The organism is Mesorhizobium sp. M1006 (genome assembly GCF_040318825.1).
Taxonomy (GTDB): domain Bacteria; phylum Pseudomonadota; class Alphaproteobacteria; order Rhizobiales; family Rhizobiaceae; genus Mesorhizobium.
This window is the reverse complement of the sequence record NZ_JAMYMZ010000004.1, coordinates 187,135-203,391: the sequence shown is the minus strand read 5'-3', so window position 1 is coordinate 203,391 and position 16,257 is coordinate 187,135. Positions and strand designations below refer to the sequence as shown.

Sequence of the window (16,257 nt, the reverse complement as noted above, 5' to 3'; positions counted from 1 at the left end):
TTCTGTTTACTGGCGGATCGCCGTCGTCGTATCGGATGCGGCCGCCGTCGCAGGCTGTGTCTTGGGCGGCCAGGAGAAATCGTCGGCGCGGCCCGGTGAGGCGTCGGGCGCCTTGCCCTCGACGATCAGCCTTTCGCCCGGCAAATTCTTGTCAGCTTTTGCCGGCGGGGCGGCGCCGAGAAGTTCCGAGCCGCCGTCCAGCGCCGGATCGCTGAGCAGCATCGGCACGGTGCGATCGACAGCTATCGGTGCCGCGGCAGGTGCCGGCGCCTCGACGGGAGCGCCGGCCGGGGCAGAAGCCGTCACCACGCTTCCTGGCGCGGCCAGCCCCAGGATCTTCATCAGCGGCTTTTCGGTATAGAAGGCGAGCTTGCGCTTGCCGGCCTTCGACATGTTGATGCCGTCGTCGGAGCGCAGGCGCACCGATTGGCCGTTGATGTCCGGTCCGCTGGTGATGAAGGCGCCGTTCTCGTCGACGAACCCGTCCCAGACGTCGACGAATTCGCCGCCGTGGCTTTCGGCGGACGAGCGGAAGATGTCGTTGAAGGCCAGCATGTCGGAGGTCATTTTCGAGACCCGGAAGGCCGGCATGCCGACCCACAGATACGGCACCTTGGTTGCGGCGATGGCCTTGCCGAACGCATCGGTCCGGCGCTCGTATTCCTTGGTCCAGTTTTCGGATCGCGGCTGCTCGCGTACATCGCCGACGCGCATCTGCTGCCGGTCGTTGGATCCGAGCATGACGACGACGGCTGCCGGTTTTTCGGCAGCGATCAGCGACTTGACCTGTTCTGGCCAGTTGTAGACATCGTCACGCACGAAGCCCGACGATCCGTTGGCACGGACGACGATCCTGACGCCGGTGTTTTCAGCAAACGCGGCGTCGAGCCCCTCAGCCAGCCCAGACGCCATGAAATCGCCGACCACCAGAACGACGCGTGCACCCGGCGCCTTCTCGGCCACTGGGGTTGTCGGCTCGGCCGGCGGCGGCCGGCTAACTGACCGGGGCTTTCTCAGCTTGGGCCTGGGCTTTGTTCTCTGGAATTCTCGCTGGTATTCGGGCGGCGGCTGCTCAAACCGCTCGCTTCTGCGCGGAAACAACAGGTCGCGCAGCGACCAGCCACGACTTTCCGGCTCCTGCGCCATGGCCGCGGTATGAAAGGCACTGGCGCCGCCGACCGCCAGAACGGCGATCGCCAGAACGAGGATCGGCACGCGACGAACGATTAACCGGATGCGCGCAGCCGAAACCAATCACCCTCTCCATCCCGCAACCGGCTCTAGTTCTGCCTGAGCCATTTCAGCACTTCCTTGCTCGGATACCCGTCCTGGGTCAAGCCAGCCTTTGCCTGGAAGGCCATGATGGCGGTTTTCGATCCGTCACCGATCTTGCCGTCGAACTTGCCGTCGTAATAGCCGTGCTCGGAAAGTCGCTTCTGAAGCTCCTGCCTTTCCTCGAAGGAGAGCTTGGTAAACGGTCGCTTCCAGTCCTGCACAAGCCCGCCATAGCCGGCAATTTCGTCGGCAAGAAGGCCCACGGCGAGCGCATATTTGTCGGCATTGTTGTAACGCTTGATGACCGAGAAATTCTTGATCATCAGGAAAGCCGGCCCGCCGCTGCCGCCGGGCAGCTTCAACGTCGCCTTGTCCGCACCGTTCTTGAACGGCTTGCCGTTGGCACGGCTGACCCCCAGCGCCTGCCATTGCGACAGCGACTTTGAGCCTCCGGGCAGCTTCTTGCCGTCCGGAAGGCTGACCTCATAACCCCAGGTCTTGCCTGCCTGCCAGCCGTTCTTCCTCAGCAAATTGGCGGCTGTCGCCAGTGCGTCGGGAATCGAATTCCAGATGTCGCGCTTGCCGTTGCCGTCCATATCGACCGCATAGGACTGGTAGCTGGTGGGGATGAACTGGGTATGGCCCATCGCGCCGGCCCATGAGCCGCTGAGATGGCTTTCGTCGATGTCGCCGGTCTGCAGGATCTTCAGCGCCGCGATCAGCTGGGTGCGGGCAAATTTCGCTCGCTTCGGATCGGCATAACCAAGCGTCGCCAGCGAGCGCACGACATTGCGCATGATATCATCGCGCTTGAGAGTTTCGCCGTAGTTCGATTCCATAGACCAGATGGCCAGCAGGATGTAGCGGTCGACGCCGTATCTTGCCTCGATCCTGTCCAGCCAAGGCTTCCATTTCCTTGCCATCTGCTGGCCGACGGCGACCGACTGGTCATGGACGCGGTTGTCGAAATAATCCCAGGCGGGTGCGGTGAATTCGGGTTGAGTACGGGCCTTTTCCAGTACCACCGGGTCAGCATCGTTGATGCCCTTGAATGCCTGGTCGTAGACGGAGCCGGAAACGCCGCTCGCCACGGCGGTAGCACGGAAGCTGGCGACCCATTGGCGGAAGCCGGCATCGGCAAAAGCCGGCCCGCTGGGCATGAGCAAAGCAAGCGAGAGGCTGGCGGCCGTCAGGACGCTGGTGAAGCGCCTTGCGGCGTTGCGAACGGACATCTTTTCCTCCTTCTTCATCTCAGGAAGACTATTCATCGCCGAACCCGGTTAGCATTTGGTTTACCATAGGTGCCGTGCGGGGTGAAAAGATGCGTCAATGCTTTACCAGCTGAGATTTATGACCCGCCGTTCAGTAATCCTCGATTTCGGCATGAAAATGTCTCGAATCGGGATTGCCGAACAGGCATGCAAATGGATAATTGGCACATGAAGAGAGTTCGCAAGGCAGTGTTCCCGGTTGCCGGTCTCGGCACGCGCTTTCTCCCTGCTACCAAGGCCATTCCCAAGGAAATGCTGACGGTCGTCGACAGGCCGGTCATCCAGTATGTGGTCGATGAGGCGCGCGATGCCGGGATCGAGCATTTCATCTTCGTGACCGGCCGCAACAAGGCGGTCATCGAGGATCACTTCGATGTCCAGTTCGAGCTCTACGACACGCTTGCGCAGCGCGGCAAGGACGACCAGCTCGCCCGCCTGCAGCGGCTGCAACCGGCGCCGGGGCAGACCAGCTTCACCCGCCAGCAGGTACCGCTCGGCCTTGGCCACGCCGTCTGGTGCGCGCGCGAGCTCGTCGGCGACGAGCCCTTTGCGCTGCTATTGCCCGACATGATCATGCAGTCGGAAAAAAGCTGCATGAAGGACATGGTCGAGCTTTACGCCGAGACCGGCAACAACATCGTCGCCGTGCAGGAATGCGATCCGGCCGAGGCGCACAAATACGGCATTGTCGGCCGCGGCGAGGACGCGCATCACGGTTTCCGCATCACCGGCATGGTGGAAAAGCCGAAGACCGGCACGGAGCCGTCGAACCTCTACATCAACGGGCGCTATATCCTGCAGCCGGAGATATTCAAGATACTCGAAGGTCAGGAAAAAGGCGCCGGCAACGAGATCCAGCTCACCGATGCAATGCTGAAGCTGCAGAAGCAACAGCCCTTCTACGGCTACCACTACCGCGGGCGGACGTTCGACTGCGGCTCGCCCGAAGGCTTCGTCGAGGCCAACGTTGCCTTCGCACTGTGGCGCAGAGACATGAATGCGAGCATGGCCGGTGTCATTCGCACGCTTCTCGACGAACTCGCGCCGTCAGAACGCCGCGGCATAGCCTTGTAGTTTCAACACCGGTTGCCGCGCTGATCGGCCAAAGCGCGCCGCGTTCGACCGGCCTCATGCGACGCGCTTTAGGTTCTTGTTTTAGGCAAGTCGTTATCGCAAAACCGCTGCACACTTTTGCGCGACATGCATTTAGCGCTGCAACTTCAAGCCGACGAAGATACTGTTGGCCGTGTAGTCGCGCCCAATCAGGTTGCTGGTCAGTTTTTCAGTCCTGGCGCGGGTGGTGAGCCCGGTGTAGCGGTTCAGCCACCACGTCAGCCCAGCCTCGGCGCTCAGCGTCAAATCATGATCGTCGGAGCCGGTATAGTCGCGCCATTCGAGGCCGAGAGCGGCATTTCCGGTCAGGTTGGCGCGGATCTGCCGCTCGCCGGTGAGGCTGCCGGAATAGAGCATGTCGCCGCTTTCGCCCGCATTCGTCGTGTTCTCGGCGGTCGTCTGTGCGGTGAGCCCGATCGTGGTGCCGCGTTCCGGCGACCATTTGAGATCGGCATTGACCGTCGCGCCCGAAATAGCCGGCAGGGCATCGTCGTCGATAGCTTCGCGCAGCCAGCCGACCGAGAACTCGCCGGTAAGCTTCTCGCGGAGATCGAGCTCGACGCCGGCCCGTGCGCCAAGCCTGGTCGAGGAGCGCTGGAAGCCGTTTGGATCGACGCGCAAATCATAAGCGCGCCGGCCGATCTCGATTTCGGTGAACGGGGTGATGGCAGGCGAGATCTCGTAACCGGTACGCAAAATGGCCGTGTAGAGCGTCGAGTCGCGGCCCTTCTGCGACAGCGATCCGCCCGACGAAAGCTTGGCGTCGCCAAAGATGTCGTGCTCGATCGCGCCGGTCAGCGCGAAGCGCATCTTGCCGGCATCCTTCTCGACGGCGAGACTGCCGTTCACGGTCTGGCGCACCGGCTGGCCAACGGCGCCGACGACCGCGTCCGGCGCCGAGGCCGATTCGGGCACGGCCTCATAGCCCAGCTTGGCGATGGCGCGCAGATCATTGTCGAGATCGATGTTGAGTGTGCCGTCGACGCGGCCTTGCGCCTCGTGAATGTCATAGCCGGACAAGGTTTCGCGGAAGATGCCATAGCCCTCAACCGTCGCCGAATTCTCCCTCCAGTCGGAGACGGCGTTGAAGCGCAGTGTCGTTTCCGACAGCAAGGCCGGCTTGCCGAGGCTGCTCGAATCGGCGTTTGTCGAAGACGTCAGGCCTTGCTCGAGCGTCGGCCGGATTACGAAAGAGCCGAGCTTGATGCCGGTGGCGGCGAACGGGTCGTCCTCGTTCTTTTTGTTCTGGCCTTCGATGGCTTCGGTGCGCTCGGCACCGGGGTCGAGCCTGAGCCTCTCGGCGGAATCGATGGTGACGGCACGGCGGTTGACCGTATCCTGCTCGTCTATAGCGGCGGTATCGGTGTCATCGGTCGCCGCCGCGGCTGCAGTCGCGGCTCTCTTGCGCTTCTGGCTGTCAGCGGTCTCGTCTTCGGCGTTGGCCGCATTGGCGGCGCGTGGCGTCGCGCTTGGCCGCCGTCGGGGTGGCGGAGCAGGGTTGTCGGGAAATGGGTCGCCGCTGGCCGCTGGTTGATCGAAAGTGCCGCCGGTTGTGGCCGCCTCGCCCGTGCCGTCGTCAGGCAACGCCCCTTGGCTGGCCGGGCGATAGGTAGGCAGCGGCGTATTGTCGTTGGCGGTTGCAGCAGCCTGCGCGGCTTGGGTTCCGGCTATGCTCGATTGCCTGATCTTGTACTGCTGTTCGTCCAGGATTGTCGATTCCGAAACCTCGCCGCGCAGCTCGGTTTCCTGGGCGCAAAGCAGTGCCGGCCGCGACAACGCAAAGACACTGGTTGCCAGCAGCAAAGCGCAGACCGCCTTGCCCTTTCGTCCCATTTTGTTTTGAGGCTGAAACCCGGACATCGGCACCACTGCTTGCGCGGCGCACGCGCGCCATACTTACGAAACCGTAAATGGGGATGGTTAACGGAGCGTTGAGGCATGGCCCATCAGGAGGTTCGGCACGGCAATTCCGTTGGACAGGCGCGCGCCGAAGCGCTAATCGCATCGTCCATGAACGTGAAATCCCCAGACAGGAAGCGGCATGACGGGCAGGCCGCGATTGCCTCGGCGCTGAGAACCGTGGCGACGGAGCAGGCCGGCGTCGCGGCACTGGCAGACGCTCTCGAAAACGGGCTGGCCGAGCCGTTCGCACGAGCCGTCGGCATGGTGTCGCAGATCGATGGCCGCGTCATCGTCACCGGGGTTGGCAAAAGCGGCCATATCGGCTCGAAGATCGCCGCAACGCTCGCCTCGACCGGCACGCCGGCCTTTTTCGTCCACCCTGCCGAAGCCAATCACGGCGACCTTGGCATGATCGCCAGAAACGACGCCATAATCGCGCTTTCGTGGTCGGGCGAAAGCCTTGAGCTCAAGGGCATCATCGCCTATTCGAGGCGCTTCTCGATCCCGCTGGTCGCGGTCACCGCGGGTGAAAAATCGGCTCTGGCGCGCGCGGCCGACGTTGTGCTTCTGCTGCCGCGAGCACCGGAAGCCTGCCCGCACGGGCTTGCGCCGACGACCTCGACACTATTGCAAATGGTGATGGGCGATGCGCTGGCCATCGCGCTGCTCGAGGCACGCGGCTTCACCCCGGACCATTTCCGCACGTTCCATCCCGGCGGCCAGCTCGGAGCCAACCTGACGCAGATCCGCGAGATCATGCATGTCGGCGACAGGCTGCCGCTGGTGTCGTCAGGTACCGGCATGCGCGAGGCAATCCTCGAATTGTCGCGCAAGGGGTTTGGCTGCGTGGCCGTGACTGCCGCGGACGGCAAGCTGATCGGCATCATCACCGATGGCGACATCAGGCGCCATATCGGCAGCGATCTCCTGGCAATGAGCGTCGATCAGGTGATGACCAGAGAGCCGAAAATGGCTTCGCCCGACACGCTTGTTGCGACGGCGCTGCAGACAATCAACGACTCGGCTATCACCAGCCTGATGGTGGTCGAAGGCAGGCAGCCGATCGGGCTCGTCCATCTGCACGACCTGCTGCGCATCGGTGCTGCCTAGCGGGTTCCTAGACCGCCTCGACCGTCAGTTCCAGGTCGGTATCAGCGGCGCCCGTCACGCGCACTTGCGTGCCGGCCGGCAGGTCAGGGCCGGAGACGCGCCACAACGTGTCGCCCAGCTTTATGCGGCCGCGCCCGTCCTTGATCGGCTCGGCAAGGGTCGCCGTCCGGCCGACCATCTGTGCGCCGCGACGGTTGAGCAGGGGCTGGTCGGTTTCATCATGGCGCCCGCCCACCAGCCGCTTTCCGACATAGGCCGAGACCAGCGACAGCGCGAGGAAGGCGAGGACCTGGATCTGCCAGGTCCAGAAACCGGCATCCCAGACGAGCAGTGAGACGACGCCGATCAACAGCGCGGCAATGCCGATCCACAGCATGAAAATGCCCGGCGCGATGACCTCCATTACCAGCAGGACGAAGCCGAGGACCATCCAGCTCCACGGGCCGAGTTCAGAAACAATGCGGCCGAGCATGGCTGTGGCCTCAGGTTTCGCTCGGACGAACGACCGGCGGGCGGGCGGCCTGTCGTGCGGCACCGGCGGTGCCTTCGCTTCGGAAAACTTCCTTGGCGATTTCGCCAATACCGCCGAGCGTGCCGATCAGCGATGAGGCCTCCATCGGCATCAGCACGAGCTTGCTGTTTGTCGCTGAGCCGATCCTGGTCAGCGCTTCGGTGTATTTCAGCGCGACGAAGTAGTTGAGCGCCTGCACGTCGCCTTTGGAAATCGCCTCCGACACCACCTGCGTGGCGCGTGCTTCAGCCTCGGCCGAGCGCTCGCGCGCCTCGGCATCGCGGAAGGCGGCTTCCTTGCGGCCTTCGGCCTCCAGGATCTGCGATTGCTTGAGGCCTTCGGCGGCGAGGATCTGCGCGCGCTTATTGCGCTCGGCCATCATCTGTCGGCCCATCGATTCGACGAGATTGGCCGGCGGGTTGATGTCCTTGATCTCGACACGAGTGATCTTGATGCCCCAGGGATGCGCCGCCTCGTCAACGACGCGCAGCAGGCGCTCGTTGATGGCGTCGCGGTTCGACAAAAGTTCGTCGAGGTCCATCGAGCCCATCACGGTGCGGATGTTGGTCATCGTGAGATTGAGAATCGCATTCTGCAGGCCGGAGACCTGGTAGGCGGCCTGCGCCGCGTTGAGCACCTGATAGAAGGCGATGCCATCGACTGCAACGGTGGCATTGTCGCGGGTGATGATCTCCTGCGTCGGTACGTCGAGCACCTGCTCCATCATGTTCATCTTGGCGCCGACACGGTCGACGAAAGGCACGATCAGGTTGAGGCCCGGGTTCAATGTCTTGGTGTAACGGCCAAAACGTTCGACGGTATAATTATAGCCTTGCGGAATTGTTCGGATGCCCTTGATAAGCACCAGCACGACAAGGGCGACAAGAACAAGAAGCGCGATATCAAAACCACTGAAACCCATTTGGCTCTCCCCTCAAAGGCCGGCCATGTTGGATATTCCACGCGACCGATTCCACCAAACACTTAAGTGTGTTTCAGCAATGTTACAATCAGGTGATCACGGATTGCGGGTGCATAGACGGGTGATCTGTTCAGGCCCAGCCGGACAGCTCGCGCCGCACCATCGCCTCGATCACCGCCATGCCCTCGGCACTGTCGTTGAGGCAAGGGATGTGTGCGAACTTTTCGCCGCCGGCATGATGGAAGGTCTCGGACGCTTCCCTGCCGATCTCGTCCAGCGTCTCGATGCAGTCGACGGAAAATCCTGGATTGACGATGGCGACCGATTTCACGCCTTCGCGCCCTAGTCTTTCGACCGTCTTGTCGGTGTAGGGCTGCAGCCACTCCTGCGCGCCGAAGCGCGACTGGAAGGTGGTAATCAGCTTGTTTTCATCCCAGCCGAGCTTTTCGCGCAGCAGTCGGGTCGTCTCGAGGCAATGGGCCTGGTAGGGGTCGCCCTTGTCGGAATAGGGTTTCGGAATGCCGTGATAGGAAGCAATGACAATTTCCGGTTCGAATCCGAGGCTCGCCAGATGCTTTTCGACCGAACGGGCGAGCGCCTCGATATAGGCCGGCTCGTTGTAATAGGGTGGCACGCCGCGAATGGCCGGGGCGCGGCGCATCTTCATCAGCGCGCGAAACAGCTGGTCGTTGGCAGTCGCAGTCGTCGTCGCCGAATATTGCGGATAGAGCGGGAAAGACAGGATGCGGTCGCAGCCTTGCTCGACCAGTCTCTCGGCCACGCTCTCGGTCGAAGGGTTGCCGTAGCGCATCGCCCAGTCGACGACGACATTGGGTAGCTCGCCGAGCGCGAGCCCGAGCTTCTCGGCCTGGGCGCGGGTGTAGGTTCGCAGCGGCGACTCGTTGCGCTCCCGGTTCCATATCCTGGCATAGTTGGCCCCTGATTTCTTCGGCCGGGTGGTGAGGACCACGCCGTAGAGGATCGGATACCAGATCGCCTTGTTGAGCTCGATGACGCGCGGATCGGACAGGAACTCCCGGAGGTAGCGCCACATCGGCTTGAAGCCGGTGCCGTCCGGGGTGCCGAGATTGATCAGCATGACACCGACCTTGCCGGTCCTGACCAGAGGGCGCCCTGCCGACGGCGAGGCGGCAGTCTTCTCGGCGTTGATTTCAGCAGGGTTGGCAAGCGTCATGAGGTTCTCCAACACCGCGAACCAACGGTGCCGCGGCGAAAGTAGCGATGCCGCGCCGGTTTTCAAATGCTGCGTCTGGGCGCACCTTATCCCAGAAATGCAACACCCGCCCGGTCTGCCGGGCGGGTGCATTGCGTTCCTGCGGCCGGATTACTTTGAGGCCGCCGGGATCGTCAAGGTTGCGCCGACCGGAAGGCGGCGTGGCTCGTAGGCTTTGTTGGCATCGGAGACTATTTTCCATTTGGTGCCGTCGCCATAAGCCTTCACCGCGAGATCCCAATAGGTATCGCCGGCGACGATTACATGGCTGCTTTCGGCCGGTGCCGGCTCAGCCGGAGCAGGGGTCGCCGGAGCCGGTGTGGCTGGAGCCGCAGGTGCCGCCGGCTGGGCCGGCTCGGCGGGTGCGGGTGCCGGCGCTGTTTCAGCCGGGACGGCCGGCGGCGTCTTGGAAATGTCGCCGGAGCCGGCCGGCATTTCGGGCATTGCCGGCTCAACGGGCTTTGCCGGCGCAGCTTCAGCAGGTTTTGGCAGTTCGGCAGGGTTGGCAGGTTCTGCGGCCGGGGCCACGGTCGCGGCGATCTCGGTGATGCGGCCGTCGAGCTTCGGCGTATAGGGCCGGTGCGCGCCTAGGTAGTCGGCGACGACCTGTTCCAGCCCCGGGCCGTAATCATAGGCGTTCTTGGCCTTCTCGGCGAACACCTTGTAGCCGTCGCCGCCCTGGCGGACATAGTTGTTGGTGGCGACCAGGTAATCCTTGTCCGGCTTAATCGGCGTCCAGGCGCCGCCTTCCATGACCTCGACCGATTTGACGCGTCCGTTAGGCGGCGCTGATTTGTCGAACGCATATTTCAGGCCGGCAACCTGCGGGAAGCGCCCGGCGCCGTCCTCGACCTGGCTGAGGCCGCTTTCGAGGCCGGCAACCAAATCCTTGCCGGAGATCTGGAAGGTCGCCAGCGTGTTCTGAAACGGCAGGACGGTGAGAACCTCGCCCATGGTGACGGTGCCCTGGTCGATGGAGGCGCGCAAGCCGCCGCCATTCGAGATGACGATCTCGACACCTTGGCCCTTGACCCGGTCGAGGACGGCGTCGGAGACCAGATTGCCCATCTCGCATTCGCGGGCGCGGCAGTTTTCGCGACTGCCGTCGATCGCCTTGGTGGTCTCGGCGACTTCCTTGTTCTTCAAGGCCTCGATCGGCGCGCCGAGTTCCTTGATGCGGGCAAGCACGGCGGGGTCGGGCGTGATCGATTTGTCGAGATGGATGGGATCGCCGCTTGCCTCCTTGACGACGCCGTTGTCGTCGAACACGACCTTGAACTCGCCGAGATATTTCGAATAGGACGCCGCCTGGACGACCGGCACTTTGTAACCGTCCGGATTGTCGACCATCGTCGGATATGGGCCTTCCGCCTTGGGGTCGGTGTTGGACAGCAGCGAATGGCTGTGGCCGCCGACCACCACGTCGATCCCGGGGATCTTGGCGATCACGTCGCGCTCGCGCTTGTAGCCGATATGGGTGACCGCGATGATCTTGTTGACGCCCTCTCGCTTCAGTTTCTCGACCTCAGCGGTGATCGACTTGACGTCGTCTTCGATGGCAATGTTCGGGCCAGGGGTGGCAAGCTCCGGCGTGTCGTTGGTGACCGCGCCGACGATGCCGATCTTCTGGCCGCCGACCTCGACCACGATCGACGGCTTGACGCGGTCGCCGAGCTTGGATTGCGCATTGGCCTTCACATTGGCGCCGAGCATCGGAAACTGGATCATGTCGAGAAACGGCGCCAGCGCCGACTCGCCATCGTCGAACTCATGGTTGCCGAGAGCCTCGGCATCGAATTTCATCTGGTTGAGGAATTCGCCTTCGGTCTTGCCTTTGTAGGTCGTGTAGAAGAGCGAGCCCTGGAAATTGTCGCCGGCGCTGAGCAGCAGCACGTTCTGGCCTTCCAGCTTCTTGCGCTCCTGCGCGATCGCGGTGACCAGGCGGGCGGCGCCGCCGACGCATTCGCCCTTGGTCTCCTCCTCGGCCGAGCAGGTCGATTCGTACTTGTTGTTGCTCTCGATGCGGCTATGCCAGTCGTTGATGTGCAGGATGTTGAGCGTATAGTCGGCAAAGGATACCCCTGCCGACAGGCCAAGCGCCGATGCCGACAGCGCGGCGATGGCAGCAATCTTCTTCATTCTCGTCTCCCGGATAACTTGACCAGAGGCGTTTAACGCTCTTGTTTGACTGGGTTGGGCTATGTTCACATCGCGTTTCAGTCGATGCAAGCGGAAATCGGCATCAGCTTTGCCGGCGTAAGAAGACGGCGGCTTGAAGCCGCCGTCTTGTGCAAAGTCAATTCGGAATCGAATTTCAGGTGCGCCTGGTCAGCACAAAATTCTGCCCGCTCGCGCTGGTGCAATTGAGCTGGCTGGTGGAGACCATCAGGCAGTTGAAGCTGATTGGCGTCTGGCGGATCAGCGAAGTGCCATGGATCTCGACCGAGGTGCCGCCGGTCATGGTGTAGCTGCCATCGGCAAGCTTCTGGCCGGTGTCGGTTGCGACGGTCGCGAAGCTGCCGCCCTTGAAGGTGGACAAGCCCGTGCCCTGCGCGTCGATCCAGGAGCCTTCAACCCCCTTGGCCGTGATCACCGGCGGCTCGCCTGGGCCGGTTGTCGTGCAGGCCGCCAACGCGACCGTAGCGGCCGCGGCAATGCCAGCCGAAAGCAGTCTTTGCGCAATCGTCATCTTCAAGATCCTCTCCTCTCGCATCGGCCCGAAAATCGATCCGATTTTCGGAAAGCACGATGCGCACATTCAAAGTGCTAGAGCGTACTTTGTGCGTCCAAATGGACGCACGTGGCTCTAGGCCGCCCCTCTTCAATCGCCCGATTTCCGGGCGATTGCAAGCTGGCCGAGTGTCGAGGCAACGCTGCTATCGAACGAGGATGTTGCGGAATTGCCACGGGTCTTTGGTATCGAGATCCTCGGGAAACAGACCAGGCCGATTGTCGAGCGGTGTCCAGTCGGTATAATAGCTCCTGACCGGCCCGAGATAGGGGCCCTGCACGTCGAGGCAGCGCTTGTAATCCATCTCGTCGGCCTCGACGATGCCGGCCTCGGGATTTTCCAGCGCCCAGACCATGCCGGCCAGCACCGCCGACGTGACCTGCATGCCGGTGGCGTTCTGATAGGGCGCCAGCTTGCGCGCCTCGGCCAGCGACAGCTGCGAGCCGTACCAGTAGGCGTTCTTGGCGTGGCCGTAGAGCAGCACGCCGAGTTCGTCGACGCCATCGACCAGTTCATTTTCGTCGAGCACGTGATGCACGGGCTGAGCCTTGCCGGCGACACCGAACATCTCGTGCAGCGACAGCACTGCGTCGTTGCAGGGATGATAGGCGTAATGGCAGGTCGGCCGGTATTGCACCTTGCCCTTCTTGCCGCGCAGCGTGAAAAAATCGGCAATCGAGATCGCTTCGTTGTGTGTCACCAGGAAACCGTATTGCGGGCCGGGCGTCGGACACCACGTGCGCACGCGTGTATTGGCGCCGGGCTGCTCCAGATAGATCGCGGCCTTCGAACCGTTCTTGTGGCTTTTGGCGTTCTTCGGCATCCACGCCTCATGCGTGCCCCAGCCGAGCTCGGCCGGCTGCAGCCCTTCCGAAATGAAGCCTTCGACCGACCAGGTGTTCCAGAACACGTTCATCGGCTTGGGCTTCTTGGTGCGCTGGGTGTCGCGCTCGGCGATATGGATGCCCTTGACGCCGGCCTTCTTCATCAGCCTGGCCCAGCCTTCGCGATCGTGCTGCGCGGGTTCCGAGAAATCGAGCCCAAGATCTGTGGCGAGATTGACCAGTGCCTGCTTGACGAACCACGAGACCATGCCCGGATTGGCGCCGCAGCACGAGATCGCCGTGGTGCCGCCCGGGTTCTTCGCGATTTCAGTACGTACGGTCTCGCGCAGCGCATAGTTGGTGCGTGAGGCGTTGTCGGCCTTCTCGTCGAAATAAAAGCCGAGCCAGGGTTCGACCACCGTGTCGATATAGAGGACGCCAAGCTTGCGGCAGAGCTTCATCAGCTCAAGCGAGGAAGTGTCGACCGACAGGTTGACGCAAAAGCCCTGGCCGCCGCCATTGGTCAAAAGTGGTGTCAGCAGCTTCTTGTAGTTGTTTTTGGTCACCGCATCCTGCATGAAAGTGATGCCGCGCTCGTCGAGCAATTTACGGTCGGTGTCGCGCGGGTCGATGACCGTCATGCGCGACTTGTCGAATTTGAAATGGCGCTCGATCAGCGGCAGCGTTCCCCGTCCGATCGAGCCGAAGCCGATCATCACTACAGGGCCGGTGATCTCACCGTAAACGGGCCAGTTTTCATTCGCCATTTATCGATTACTCCCTCAAAAAACGCTTCGGAACAGCGGCTTGGCCGCGGCGCGACAAACCATAGATCATTGTCACAATAAAGCGAAAAGCGGACGGCCGGCCTCACGCCGCGCCATCCCGGCTACGGCTCGACTAGTCTTGCGAATGCAGGCTTGAAGAGGTCACGTGCCTCGGAGACCGGCAGTTCCAGCAGATCGTCGGCGCAGGCCTGGATGGCATGCGGCAGGGTCTGGAGCCCGAAAACCAGAACCTGCTTGTCGCCCTCACGCCAGAGGCTGACCGCTAGATATTCGCCGATGAGATCGTCAATGCCGCATTCGGCTTCGTGATCGATATCGGTCTGATCGATCGGTTTCTTGCGCCGCTGCTTGACGAAGGAGGCCAGGGAAGGACCGGGCTTGCCATCCACCGTATCCGAGAAAATGTCCTGAAGGCCAAGCAGGACGCCGCGCCGCACATCCATGATGTAGGCGTCCGAATAGTTGGTCGGATGCGCTCCGCCGCAGAAGATGCTGCCGGACTCCCGCCAGCTCATCAGCCGCGGAGTCAGCGACGTCACTTCGAATGTGCTGTCCTCATAGCCGCCGAGCGTGCCGCCGTTCATACCGTCAATTGGCCCGCCTTCGTTGAAACCGGCATATTGCGCCGCCACGCAGCCCAGTGCGCCGATGTTTGCGCGCCAGTGCCTCTCTTGCAGCAGAGCATTCGCGGCCTCGATCGGAACGTCGCCGGACAGTTCGACAATGCGCGGCGTGGCAAACCTGGTGCGGGGGTCGACGACATAGCGGTAGGTTGCGTCCGGCCAACCAGTCGTCTTGCCGTTATCGAGCTGAGTGTCCATCCGCAGATAGTCATAAGGGGACGTTTCCATAGTGAGCGGCGTGTCATTGGCGAAGAACTTCATGAAGCTGAAATCGTAGAGATCGAGCGGGGTGCTGGGCTCGTTCCCGGTCACTTGCCGACTTGCGACCCGTTCCAATCTGAGCGGCAGCGCCTTCTTTCCGTTCCAGCTGCCTTCAAGGGTCTTGCCGTTACTGGATGAGGCCAGGCGCCACACGGCGGCAATCGGCGCGGCCTTTCCGTCATCGCAATTGTCGGTGCCGCATGCCTCCTCCTCGGCCAGTTCGAACTTGCTGCCCCTTTGAGACCGGGCCTGCAGCGGGATGTCAACGCCCTTCGAGCGGTAGAAATAGCGGCCGGCCAGCGGGCCGCCGGGCGCCACGGGGTCGCCGGTGAATTCGACGACGATATCGGCCTTTCCAAGCTTGCCGGCATAAGTCACCGGCTCCGCCTCGGCTGCTGTCGACAGTACCAGGATCGCGGCCATTAACGTGACCGGCCTGCTAAGATGCTGGATCATTGTTCCCCCCAGCGATCATTTTCAGTGTTCCCACCAGCCGGTCACGGTCGGCGGTCATCCCCTTGTAGTCGAGTTGTGCCTCGTCCAGCGCCAGAAGTTGTTCGGCCAAGGACGCCGCGAGCGCCGCGCGGTCGGGGTGGCGTTCCAGCACGGCGAGCGGGTCGAGATGGATGCGGATGGTGAAGAGTACGTCGCCCGAAACGGGGAGCTTTCTCAGCGTCTGCCGCTCGACGCGGATAAAGGCATGGGCGTCGATGTCGCCATCCGGGAATCTCGACGGGCGACTGCTGGCGCGGTCGATGCGTTCGAGGTTGGAGAGCGGATGGTAGAGCGCGTCGCCCGCCTGGATCGACCAGTTGTAGCGCTCGACGGCTTGGCCCTGGAGGCCGTCGAACATGCGGTTGATGAGATCGGCCGGGCGTGTGCCCGGGCCGAAACCCGGTACCGGCGCGTGGATCTGCTGCAGCGGCTTGCCGAATTTTTCGATCAGCGACCATGACGACGGGAAGCAGAGCGAGCCGGCCGCCAGACGCCAGCCGCTCTCGTCGCGACGCATCAGGATCAAATCCTCCTGGACGAGCAACGAGGCCGCGACAAGCGGCGCATCGCTGAAAGAAGCTGAGGTGCCTGAGCCCTCGAGATTGTCGATGCCGCCGATCACCTCGATCGCATTGTCGGTACGCCTGTGGGTCTCAGGAAAGTTCGCCGCCAGATGCGCACCGAGCAGATCGAGCACTTCGCGCTGAGCGTCGCGCGTTGTTTGCTCCTCGACAAAAACCTTGCCGGGAATTTCCGCATAAAGCCGGCGTTTCTCGGCAAGATAGGGCACCAGATATTCGTCGACCTCGATCCAGCTATCGAGATTGAGCGGCTTCAGCCCGATGGTGAACAGTTTCGACGAGCCGTCATAGGGTGTGTGGGTCGGCGGGCGGAAGCTCATGCCTCTTTGTAGGCTTCCAGTGCGGCGGCGGCCATTCTCGCCGTGAATTCGGTGATTTCGTAATCGGCGGCACCTGCCTTGGCGAAGGGATCGTCCGCCAGTCTGGCTTCGAGCACTTCGCGTGGACCACGCGCGATGATGATGCCGCCGGTCCTTGGCCGCTTTGGCCCGGAGGCGACAAAGATACCTTGCGCATAGCAGGCCTTCAGCCACTCGACATGCGCTTGCTGCAGGCGGTCGATCTCGGTCAGCGGCACCTTGTAGTTCAGCGAAACCACGAACATTGTTGTCTCCAG

Annotated in this window: 14 protein-coding genes; 2 read left to right on the top strand and 12 right to left on the bottom strand. The window is 62.4% G+C overall.

Annotated elements, in window-relative coordinates:
• Positions 1-6 precede the first annotated feature (6 nt).
• Positions 7-1,254 carry an SGNH/GDSL hydrolase family protein gene (locus NKH60_RS05630; protein WP_352818145.1) on the bottom strand — a complete coding sequence of 416 codons (1,248 nt, stop codon included), beginning with the start codon at positions 1,252-1,254 and terminating at the stop codon, positions 7-9.
• 26 nt (positions 1,255-1,280) lie between these two features.
• The gene (locus tag NKH60_RS05625) at positions 1,281-2,507 is read right to left on the bottom strand and encodes a lytic murein transglycosylase (RefSeq protein ID WP_352564889.1); all 1,227 of its coding nucleotides are present in this window, start codon (positions 2,505-2,507) and stop codon (positions 1,281-1,283) included.
• Positions 2,508-2,714: 207 nt separating this feature from the next.
• Here NKH60_RS05625 and galU point away from each other — a divergent pair, with 207 nt between their 5' ends.
• On the top strand, positions 2,715-3,620 hold the full coding sequence (galU, locus tag NKH60_RS05620) for a UTP--glucose-1-phosphate uridylyltransferase GalU (protein ID WP_352469528.1): 906 nt from the start codon (positions 2,715-2,717) through the stop codon (positions 3,618-3,620).
• Positions 3,621-3,752: 132 nt separating this feature from the next.
• Here the strand turns inward: galU and NKH60_RS05615 are convergent, their stop codons facing one another.
• A complete protein-coding gene (locus NKH60_RS05615) occupies positions 3,753-5,492 on the bottom strand; it encodes an outer membrane beta-barrel protein (RefSeq protein WP_502896416.1) in 1,740 nt (579 codons plus the stop codon).
• Positions 5,493-5,669: 177 nt separating this feature from the next.
• Between NKH60_RS05615 and NKH60_RS05610 the strand changes: the two genes are divergently transcribed.
• Complete coding sequence (locus NKH60_RS05610; RefSeq protein WP_352832537.1) at positions 5,670-6,671, top strand: KpsF/GutQ family sugar-phosphate isomerase; 1,002 nt, start codon at positions 5,670-5,672, stop codon at positions 6,669-6,671.
• Between the two features lie 7 nt (positions 6,672-6,678).
• Here NKH60_RS05610 and NKH60_RS05605 read toward each other — a convergent pair whose 3' ends face one another.
• The 9 genes from NKH60_RS05605 to NKH60_RS05565 all read right to left on the bottom strand — a co-directional run bounded on the left by NKH60_RS05605 (position 6,679) and on the right by NKH60_RS05565 (position 16,245).
• Complete coding sequence (locus NKH60_RS05605; RefSeq protein WP_352539358.1) at positions 6,679-7,143, bottom strand: NfeD family protein; 465 nt, start codon at positions 7,141-7,143, stop codon at positions 6,679-6,681.
• Positions 7,144-7,153: 10 nt separating this feature from the next.
• Positions 7,154-8,104, bottom strand: coding sequence for an SPFH domain-containing protein (locus tag NKH60_RS05600; protein ID WP_352539357.1), 951 nt, complete (start codon positions 8,102-8,104; stop codon positions 7,154-7,156).
• Between the two features lie 130 nt (positions 8,105-8,234).
• Positions 8,235-9,299, bottom strand: coding sequence for a ferrochelatase (gene hemH / locus NKH60_RS05595; protein ID WP_352871416.1), 1,065 nt, complete (start codon positions 9,297-9,299; stop codon positions 8,235-8,237).
• A 150-nt stretch (positions 9,300-9,449) separates the two neighbouring features.
• On the bottom strand, positions 9,450-11,477 hold the full coding sequence (locus NKH60_RS05590; protein WP_352850066.1) for a 5'-nucleotidase C-terminal domain-containing protein: 2,028 nt from the start codon (positions 11,475-11,477) through the stop codon (positions 9,450-9,452).
• Between the two features lie 175 nt (positions 11,478-11,652).
• Positions 11,653-12,027 (bottom strand): outer membrane lipoprotein Omp10, encoded by a 375-nt coding sequence (omp10, locus tag NKH60_RS05585; RefSeq protein WP_023720183.1) that lies wholly within the window; start codon positions 12,025-12,027, stop codon positions 11,653-11,655.
• A gap of 187 nt (positions 12,028-12,214) precedes the next feature.
• The gene (locus tag NKH60_RS05580) at positions 12,215-13,660 is read right to left on the bottom strand and encodes a homospermidine synthase (protein WP_352742062.1); all 1,446 of its coding nucleotides are present in this window, start codon (positions 13,658-13,660) and stop codon (positions 12,215-12,217) included.
• Positions 13,661-13,782: 122 nt separating this feature from the next.
• Positions 13,783-15,021, bottom strand: a complete 1,239-nt coding sequence (locus NKH60_RS05575) for a hypothetical protein (protein WP_352832451.1) — start codon at positions 15,019-15,021, stop codon at positions 13,783-13,785.
• Entirely contained in the window at positions 15,005-15,961 is a 957-nt protein-coding gene (locus NKH60_RS05570) for a heme-dependent oxidative N-demethylase family protein (RefSeq protein ID WP_352832449.1), read from the bottom strand. The genes NKH60_RS05575 and NKH60_RS05570 overlap by 17 nt, the downstream gene beginning before the upstream one ends.
• Complete coding sequence (locus NKH60_RS05565) at positions 15,958-16,245, bottom strand: YciI family protein (protein WP_352469536.1); 288 nt, start codon at positions 16,243-16,245, stop codon at positions 15,958-15,960. Before NKH60_RS05565 ends, NKH60_RS05570 begins: the two co-directional genes overlap by 4 nt.
• Between the last annotated feature and the right edge of the window lie 12 nt (positions 16,246-16,257).